Origin of the sequence: Stenotrophomonas sp. B1-1, from assembly GCF_010894375.1 — a bacterium.
GTDB lineage: Bacteria > Pseudomonadota > Gammaproteobacteria > Xanthomonadales > Xanthomonadaceae > Stenotrophomonas.
The window spans coordinates 1-4,349 of record NZ_JAAIUZ010000045.1; the positions used below are offsets into that span (position 1 = coordinate 1).

Here is a 4,349-nt window from a genome sequence, read left to right on the forward strand (position 1 = left end):
CAAGGCCTGGCCGGCGGGCTAGACCGCAGCCAGAGCGAGCCGCTACAGCAGGTGGCCACACTGGGCACCCGGCTTAAGCAGGCCGGTGCCGGCATCGCCCTGGGCGCGGCCACAGCGCCGGTGCTGGCCGGCGGCGGGCCGGTGATCGCCCCGGCGGCGGCGCAGGCCGCAGCGGGCGCCACCGGCGGTCCCAGCTACTCCATCCAGATCACTGTGCCCCCTGGCACCGATAGCCAGGGCATTGCGGCCGCCGTGCGCGCCGAGATCGAGAAGATCGAGCGCGAGAAGACCAGCCGGCGTGCGTCGCGCCTGACCGATTGAGACCTGCCCCATGATGATGAGCTACGGCACCTTCGTGTTCGCCCTGTCCACCGCCGCCTATGAGCAGTTTCAACGCCAGCTCACCTGGCGCCACGCCAGCAGCGAACGCCTGCACGCCCGACCTGCCCGGCAATACGTCGGCTTGGGTGATGACTCCATCAGCCTGCAAGGCACCATCAGTGCCGAGCTGGTCGAGGATCTACACGTACTCGATGGCCTGCGCGAGCTAGCCAACCAGGGCACGCCGCACGCCCTGGTGGAAGGCACCGGCCGGGTGTACGGCGCCTATGTCATCGTCAGTCTGAGCGAAACCCGCAAGGAATTCTTTCCCGACGGCACCCCGCGCCTGATCGAGTTTCAGCTGCAGCTGGAACGCGATGACGACGGCATCGTGCAGGAGGTGCCATGAGGACGGCCCCCTACCCCATCCCGGCTTGGCAGGTCCTGCTCGACGGCCAGGACCTGACGGACCGCTTGGCGCCGCGCCTGCTGGATCTGTCGCTGACCGAAAGCCGAGGCGATCAGGCCGACGAGGTGACCCTGCGGGTGCATGACCATGACGGGCGCCTGGCGCTACCGCGACGCGGTGTCACGCTGCAGGTGGCCATCGGCTGGCGCGACAGTGGGCTGTTTGACAAGGGCACCTTCAAGGTCGATGACGTCGAGCACAGTGGCGCGCCGGATATCGTCAGTATTCGAGCGCGCTCGGCCGATCTGACCGGTGCAGTACGCTCGCGGCGCGAGCGCAGTTGGCATGACACCACCTTGGGCGAGATCCTCAGCGCGATCGCCGCTGAGCATGGGCTGCGCCCCTCCATTGCAGACAGCCTGGCCAGCGTGGCCATCGCGCACCTGGATCAGGCCAACGAGAGCGATATCAACCTGCTCACGCGCTTGGCCAAGCGCTTCGATGCAGTGTCTACGGTCAAGGCGGGCACGCTGATCTTTGCGCCGATCGGTGCTGGCGTCACCGCCAGTGGCACGCCGCTGCCAGGCGTGCTCATCACCCGCGCTTCCGGTGACCAGCATCGTTACACCGTCGCCGATCGGGACAGTTACACCGGTGTGCGCGCCTACTGGAGCGATCGCCGCAATGCACGTCGCAATGGGGTGCTGGTGGGCACGGCCGATAACGAGAAGAAGCTGCAGGCCACCTACGCCAACGCGGAGGAAGCGCGGCAGCAGGCCGAAGCAGAATTCAAGCGCTTAGAGCGCGGCACCGCGCAACTGAGCTATCGCTTGGCGCTAGGTCGGGCGGACATCTATCCCGAGCAAACCGTGACGGTACGTGGCTTCAAACCGGAGATCGATGGCACCGATTGGCTGGTGGCCAAGACCACCCACACCCTTGATGGAAGTGGCGGGTTTACCACCGCGCTCGAGCTTGAGCGCGGTGGCGAAACGAAGTCAACGGATGCGGCAGCCGCATGATGCTCGGCTACACACAAACTTGCAGTGCGCGCTCCCAACGGGTGAGCGGCCGCACGTAGTCCACGTAGCCAGTCCGGCGCATTGCATTGTTCCATGCCACCCTGCAAAGCCCCTGCACTACCGGAATTGCATCCTGCTTGATCTTTCCAAAATTCTTATCGAGCTCAGCCAGGGGCATGGCCCCTGCCTTGACGCGCAGGCGGCTCAAGCGCTTTACGAAGTTCGCATGCACAATTCCTTTGCCGCGAAAGTCATAGACCTGCTCAACGAGCGTGAGTAGTCCGACCACCATACCGGCCACAGTCACCACCACCGAGTTGGGGTGAAAAATGGTGACAAACGCGGCACTACCTGCCAGCAAGCACACAAGCACAATGAGCTTGTTGGCACGCTCATAGAACCGCTGACTGAGCACGGCCAGTTCCAATGCGTACTCGATATCCAGAAGCGCTTCCCCCTTGGTGCGTTCGGCGGTCGCCGGTGTGCGTGCAGTGGTGGCCTCTGGATTCATGTCACTCCTTCTTCGGTGGCGGCTGCTGCGACTCGCTCTGCTGTCGCTCTGGAATCGGGCTGCGCTCGGGCGGCGCAAAGTGTCCATGGTAGTGCTCCAAGCTGGGCACATCTTCGTTTTCGTCTGGCTGGCTCATCATGGCCTCTTGTTGTGATGAGACGCAGCCCGAGCGTGTCGAGCTGCGTCAAGTCTTACGCGTGCGCGACAGGCGTACACGCGAATCGATGTGTCGCTGCTCGAGCTACGAGTAAGCGCCACAGGAGCTACCTACAGGATCTGCAAGGCGCTCAACAATCGAAATGGATCGATTGCTCGCCCTGGTCGGGCGAATGTAGTTTCAGCTGCAACTGAGCGGGCTCGCGTACGCGAACGCGCCGACCTCGCGTGCAGCTGCATGCTGGCTCACCGGCCAGCATGCATTGCAGCACGCCAATGTTCACTTCGAGGGTTTGCTTCGTTTGCGACGACTGCCTACTTCAATTCGCATGTGATCCTGATGAATTGTCTGGCCTGCCTGGGCGTGCGTAACGTTACCGCCGTAAATTTGGATTCCCGGCACTGCCGACGATTGAAGGGCAGAGTTATCTCCGATGCCCAACACGCTCAGCACGGCGCGCTGCGTATCAGTAGTAGCGCCCCTGAATCGAGCGATCAGCAGCTGCTCTAGAGCCTGCATTTGCTCCACTCTTCCAGTCAGAACATAGCCCGCGTTAATGCCTAGCTGCTCGACAGCTAACAAGTATTCCGTTGTAGGCGAACTCTTGCCAGCCTCATAGCGCTGGATGGTCTGCCGCTGCATTCCGAAGGGTTCAGCGATCTGGGTCTGCGAGAGCCCGAGCCGCTTTCGTTCAGCTTTGAGTCGCTGCCCCACATGCGAGGCCGAATCACCAATGGTCGATTTAGGTTCCATATTCTATTGACATGGTCGATTGATCGACCTATCTTTCACTCCACGATTCCAATCTTTAACTATCGACCATGAACCACGGAGACGCCAAGCCCAAGACGGCTGAGCAAGTGCGAACGGAGTTCCTGCGTACAGGTCAGTCCATCGCCTCTTTCGCCAAGGCCCACAACCTGCCGTACGCGACGGTCTACCAGGTGATGCATGGCCAGAAGAAGGGCGTGCGCGGCGACGCCCACCGCGCAGCCGTGTTGCTCGGCATGAAGATCGGCACCCTCCAGGATTGATGACCATGCACGCACCCGTCATTCAGCGCAAAGGCGTCTTCCATTGCGGCGCTTGCCATTCGGTGCTGGTCAAGCGCACCAGCTACCTGCTGCATCCGCACCTGCGTAACGACGTGTACGTGTGCCAAAACCCGTTGTGCTCGGCCAGCTACTCTGGCCACACCGAGATCACCGGCCTGGTCAGCCCCAGCGGCATTCCCAATGCCCCGGCCTGTGACCTGCCCCCGACTCCGGCGTATGAGCGCGCCCTTGCCGAGCGCGCCCTGCGTCAGCAGCAAAACGATGCCCAGCTGGACATCTTCGATAGTCCCAGCCTCTAAACCCAGCTAACTGAGGTTACCCAATGCCTATTCTTGAATTGGCGGCCCTGCCGCCAACGGCGCAGCTTTGCCTGAAATCCGCCGCCCGCCATCAGGGCCTGGTGCATACCGGAGCCGGCTACATCGGCCGCAGGGCTTCGGATAAGGGCCTGTCGCCCACCTTCACCGCCGAGCCGGTGGCCAGGCTGATGCACCTGCGCCTGCTGCGCTGCAGCCCGTCCGACGCGCTGGCACTAGAGCTGACCGATCGGGGCGTGGCCCTGATCGACTGCGGCCTGTGTGTCTATCCGGAGGCCGGCTGATGAGCAGCAAGCACGGCTGGACCACCGTCCAGCATCAGCCCCTGGTCAAGGCACCGGCCGACTTTGTGCCGGTCAGCCCGTCGCAAAAGGCCGCTGAGGCCGACGCCCTGCGCCGCCAGATCAAGGCCTTCCAGGCCGCTGGCGGGCGCATCGTCCGCCTGCCCTCTACGTTCAAGCGCTGAGATCGCCGATGGAGATCCATATCCTCGAGCAGGTGCTGGCATGCCTGGAACGCGACTACAGCCTCAAGCGTCGCGGCAGCTTCCTGCGCGG

8 protein-coding genes and 1 pseudogene are annotated in these 4,349 nt (G+C 63.1%); 7 read left to right on the forward strand and 2 right to left on the reverse strand.

Features of this window, described 5'->3' with window-relative positions:
- From G4G00_RS21560 to G4G00_RS21570, 3 genes and pseudogenes are all read left to right on the forward strand, one after another.
- A pseudogene (locus tag G4G00_RS21560) lies at positions 1–321 on the forward strand (phage tail tape measure protein); the annotation flags it as partial.
- A gap of 10 nt (positions 322–331) precedes the next feature.
- Positions 332–730, forward strand: coding sequence for a phage tail protein (locus tag G4G00_RS21565; protein WP_164276566.1), 399 nt, complete (start codon positions 332–334; stop codon positions 728–730).
- Positions 727–1,752, forward strand: a complete 1,026-nt coding sequence (locus G4G00_RS21570) for a phage late control D family protein (RefSeq protein WP_164276569.1) — start codon at positions 727–729, stop codon at positions 1,750–1,752. The genes G4G00_RS21565 and G4G00_RS21570 overlap by 4 nt, the downstream gene beginning before the upstream one ends.
- Positions 1,753–1,759: 7 nt before the next feature.
- Here G4G00_RS21570 and G4G00_RS21575 read toward each other — a convergent pair whose 3' ends face one another.
- On the reverse strand, positions 1,760–2,263 hold the full coding sequence (locus tag G4G00_RS21575; RefSeq protein ID WP_164276572.1) for a hypothetical protein: 504 nt from the start codon (positions 2,261–2,263) through the stop codon (positions 1,760–1,762).
- Positions 2,264–2,699: 436 nt separating this feature from the next.
- On the reverse strand, positions 2,700–3,173 hold the full coding sequence (locus G4G00_RS21580) for a helix-turn-helix transcriptional regulator (RefSeq protein ID WP_164276575.1): 474 nt from the start codon (positions 3,171–3,173) through the stop codon (positions 2,700–2,702).
- Between the two features lie 68 nt (positions 3,174–3,241).
- Between G4G00_RS21580 and G4G00_RS21585 the strand changes: the two genes are divergently transcribed.
- The 4 genes from G4G00_RS21585 to G4G00_RS21600 are packed head-to-tail and all read left to right on the forward strand — an operon-like array spanning position 3,242 to position 4,258.
- The gene (locus tag G4G00_RS21585; RefSeq protein WP_164276578.1) at positions 3,242–3,454 is read left to right on the forward strand and encodes a DNA-binding protein; all 213 of its coding nucleotides are present in this window, start codon (positions 3,242–3,244) and stop codon (positions 3,452–3,454) included.
- 5 nt (positions 3,455–3,459) lie between these two features.
- Positions 3,460–3,774, forward strand: coding sequence for an ogr/Delta-like zinc finger family protein (locus tag G4G00_RS21590; RefSeq protein WP_240336205.1), 315 nt, complete (start codon positions 3,460–3,462; stop codon positions 3,772–3,774).
- 23 nt (positions 3,775–3,797) lie between these two features.
- Entirely contained in the window at positions 3,798–4,076 is a 279-nt protein-coding gene (locus G4G00_RS21595) for a hypothetical protein (RefSeq protein WP_164276581.1), read from the forward strand.
- Positions 4,076–4,258 carry a hypothetical protein gene (locus G4G00_RS21600; RefSeq protein ID WP_164276462.1) on the forward strand — a complete coding sequence of 61 codons (183 nt, stop codon included), beginning with the start codon at positions 4,076–4,078 and terminating at the stop codon, positions 4,256–4,258. Before G4G00_RS21595 ends, G4G00_RS21600 begins: the two co-directional genes overlap by 1 nt.
- Positions 4,259–4,349 lie beyond the last annotated feature (91 nt).

Excerpts from the sequence above, each read along its gene's own strand:
- G4G00_RS21580 (WP_164276575.1), bottom strand. The coding sequence starts at position 3,173 with ATGGAACCTAAATCGACCATTGGTGATTCGGCCTCGCATGTGGGGCAG.
- G4G00_RS21590 (WP_240336205.1), top strand. The coding sequence starts at position 3,460 with ATGCACGCACCCGTCATTCAGCGCAAAGGCGTCTTCCATTGCGGCGCT.
- G4G00_RS21570 (WP_164276569.1), top strand. The coding sequence starts at position 727 with ATGAGGACGGCCCCCTACCCCATCCCGGCTTGGCAGGTCCTGCTCGAC.
- G4G00_RS21575 (WP_164276572.1), bottom strand. The coding sequence starts at position 2,263 with ATGAATCCAGAGGCCACCACTGCACGCACACCGGCGACCGCCGAACGC.
- G4G00_RS21565 (WP_164276566.1), top strand. The coding sequence starts at position 332 with ATGATGATGAGCTACGGCACCTTCGTGTTCGCCCTGTCCACCGCCGCC.
- G4G00_RS21600 (WP_164276462.1), top strand. The coding sequence starts at position 4,076 with ATGAGCAGCAAGCACGGCTGGACCACCGTCCAGCATCAGCCCCTGGTC.
- G4G00_RS21595 (WP_164276581.1), top strand. The coding sequence starts at position 3,798 with ATGCCTATTCTTGAATTGGCGGCCCTGCCGCCAACGGCGCAGCTTTGC.
- G4G00_RS21585 (WP_164276578.1), top strand. The coding sequence starts at position 3,242 with ATGAACCACGGAGACGCCAAGCCCAAGACGGCTGAGCAAGTGCGAACG.